This window comes from Ligilactobacillus acidipiscis DSM 15836 (assembly GCF_001435755.1).
In the GTDB taxonomy this organism is placed as follows: Bacteria; Bacillota; Bacilli; order Lactobacillales; family Lactobacillaceae; genus Ligilactobacillus; species Ligilactobacillus acidipiscis.
In genome coordinates this window covers 1-3023 of the sequence record NZ_AZFI01000208.1, presented here as the reverse complement: position 1 = coordinate 3023, position 3023 = coordinate 1, and the positions used below count along the sequence as shown (strand labels likewise).

The window sequence follows — 3023 nt, the reverse complement described above, 5'->3', positions numbered from 1 at the left end:
TCATCAGTACCACTTGATAAAGAACCAAATTTCTATAATAAAAAGCCATCCAAAACATTGTTTGGGTGACTTATTCAGTATTATTCAAATTTAGTTTTCAGTACTTCATAAAATAAACTTTCTCACTTGGATCAAATTCCCCAAACATTCTCTAAAACGTTTGTTTGCGCACGATCTGGACCGACAGAGAAAGTTGAAATTTTCACTCCAACAAGATCTTGCACACGATGCAGATAAGCTCTAGCGTTTTCTGGTAGATCTTCCAAAGTCTTGCAAGAAGTGATGTCCTCTGTCCAACCAGGCAGTGTTTCATAAATCGGCTTGCAGGCTTTCAATTCTTCTAAATTAGCTGGGTAATGATAAATCTTTTCCCCCTTTAAATCATAAGCGGTACAGATCTTCAATTCATCAAGACCAGTTAAAATATCTAGACAATTCAAAGAAAGGTTGGTCAACCCTGAAACTCTTTTAGCATGACGCATTACCACGCTATCAAACCAGCCGATCCGTCGTGGACGCTTAGTAACTGTACCATATTCATGCCCAACTTCTCTGATATGATCGCCAGTTTTATCTAGTAATTCTGTTGGGAAAGGCCCATCCCCAACGCGTGATGTATATGCTTTACATACACCCACAACTTTGTTGATTTTAGAGGGGCCAACACCACTACCGATCGTTACACCACCTGCGACTGGGTTAGATGAAGTTACAAACGGGTAGGTCCCCTGATCAATGTCTAACATAACACCTTGTGCCCCTTCAAATAGCACACGTTTGCCAGCATCTAATGCTTCATTCAAAACGACTGAGGTATCAGTCACATATTCCTTAATACGTTGACCATACGCATAATATTCTTCAAACATCTTATCGAAATCAAGTGGTTCTCCCTCATAAGCATACATATTTTTAAATAAACGATTCTTTTCTTCTAGGTTGATCCTTAGCTTCTCAGCAAAAATATTTTTATCTAATAAATCAGCAATTCGAATTCCGATACGAGCAGCCTTATCCATATAAGCAGGACCAATGCCATGAGCAGTAGTACCGATCTTATTACCTTTTTTAGATTTTTCCTGTAGTTTATCCAAAACGATATGATATGGCAAAATAACGTGTGCCCGGTCTGAAACTCGCAAATTAGTAGTCGAAATCCCCCTATTATTCAAATAATCAATTTCCGTTGTAAGAGATTTCGGATTTAAAACAACTCCATTACCAATCACACTTATCTTGTTTGAATAAAATATACCTGACGGGATCAAGCGTAATTTATAAGTTTCTCCATTGAATACGATCGTATGTCCAGCATTATCCCCGCCTTGATACCGCGAAATAACTTCAGCATCTTGACTTAGAAAATCTGTGATCTTGCCTTTTCCCTCGTCGCCCCATTGACTGCCAACTACTACTACTGATGACATTCCATTCACCTCATTAATTTAATTGTTAATAATAAATTTAACTTTGTGCTCGTACACACTTGATAATTGTAACAAAGCACTGCCAATCATTCAAACTAAAACCGAATATTATTATACATAAATACTTTAAAAAGATAAATTAGCGAACTTTATCCTCAAAAAAAGCAAAAAAAAACAACACACAGTCGTTTTGTTAAGATTTTGATATTACCAGGGATCATACGGTCTGAAAGGTAACCAGCTTCGTTCACGAGAGAGCTTTTCCATTTCTTTTAAAGTCTTAAACGTGGCATCACTGATAGAAATAATTCCCTTGACCTTCAAAGAATACATCGCCAATACTACTTCCTCAATGACTTTTTGCGGTGAAGCCTGTCGTTTATCTAATTTTTCTTGGGCCTCATCGATGATTTTTTGCACTTCTACACCGCTAGCAGCATTTTCTACTTTAAAGACTGTCATCAATTGATTTGCCTGAGTCGTAATTGCTTTATTGGACTTCATATAGTCATTCCATTCTCACAAATATTTACGACCATTATCGCATTAGAGATAAATTTTGTCACTGCTATTGACCTGCTTCAATGAGCCTCATATTTAACCCAATAAATTATTAAACAAAAATACTGCTGGAATAGTGATTAAACTCAACATAGTCGATACCGCCATCAAGGTAATTGCAGGCTCCTGCTTACCATGAACTTGCAAAGTAAACAAAACGACCATCCCTCCAACTGGACATGACATCATCAAGATCGCAGTCGCTAGAGGGACCCCCGTTACCCCAAAAACATGCATAATTATACTAGTAACTATGGGATAAACTAAATTTCTTAAAAATAAAGACAATGTAAGCGAACGATCCAGTCTAAAATTCTTAAAAACAATATTGGCCAAACTATTTCCGATCACGAGCATCGAAACTGGGGTATTGATCGAACTGATATAACCGACCATTTGATTAAGAAATGACGGTAATCTAATGGAAAAAGCAAAAATCATTAATCCTACAAAGAGAGCAATAATATTGGGATTAAACAAGATACTTTTCAACTTCTCTATTAAGTTCTGTTCTGAATCAGATGCAAATAATTTAACGCCATGCGTCCAGTTAAAAATGTTAAACATTGCTAACGGTACTACTGCATAAAAAACGCCAGTAGAACCAAACAATGAGCTGGCTAACGGAATGCCAATAAAACCAGCGTTTGAATAAATACTGCCATATTTAACGATCCGTTGCAAATTGTGGTCATAAAGCCCCTTAAATAACACTTTAGACACGACAATTTGAACGATATACACTAAAAAGACTCCTACTACGAGCAATAAAAAAATATGGATCCGGTTAGCAGAATAAGGCTTTTGAAATGATTGAACGATCAGACACGGTGATACGATATATAACAGAACATTTGTTAGGTCACTAGCAGTTTTCTCATGCATAAATTTTACCTTATTTGCTAAAATACCAACAAGCATTAAAGCAAACATTAAAATAATTTGTCCAAATAACAGACTAAGATCCATAATGATTTCTCCCACATAATAATTTGCTGTTCAATCAGCTGAGAGTATAAAATAGTTTGTGTAAAT

3 protein-coding genes are annotated in these 3023 nt (G+C 36.3%); all 3 read right to left on the bottom strand.

Annotated features, from left to right (window positions below):
- Positions 1-131: 131 nt before the first annotated feature.
- Positions 132-1427, bottom strand: coding sequence for an adenylosuccinate synthase (locus FC65_RS09865; RefSeq protein ID WP_056972543.1), 1296 nt, complete (start codon positions 1425-1427; stop codon positions 132-134).
- Positions 1428-1634: 207 nt separating this feature from the next.
- A complete protein-coding gene (locus FC65_RS09860) occupies positions 1635-1931 on the bottom strand; it encodes a hypothetical protein (RefSeq protein WP_056972542.1) in 297 nt (98 codons plus the stop codon).
- Between the two features lie 93 nt (positions 1932-2024).
- Positions 2025-2957 carry an AEC family transporter gene (locus FC65_RS09855; RefSeq protein WP_056972541.1) on the bottom strand — a complete coding sequence of 311 codons (933 nt, stop codon included), beginning with the start codon at positions 2955-2957 and terminating at the stop codon, positions 2025-2027.
- Positions 2958-3023 lie beyond the last annotated feature (66 nt).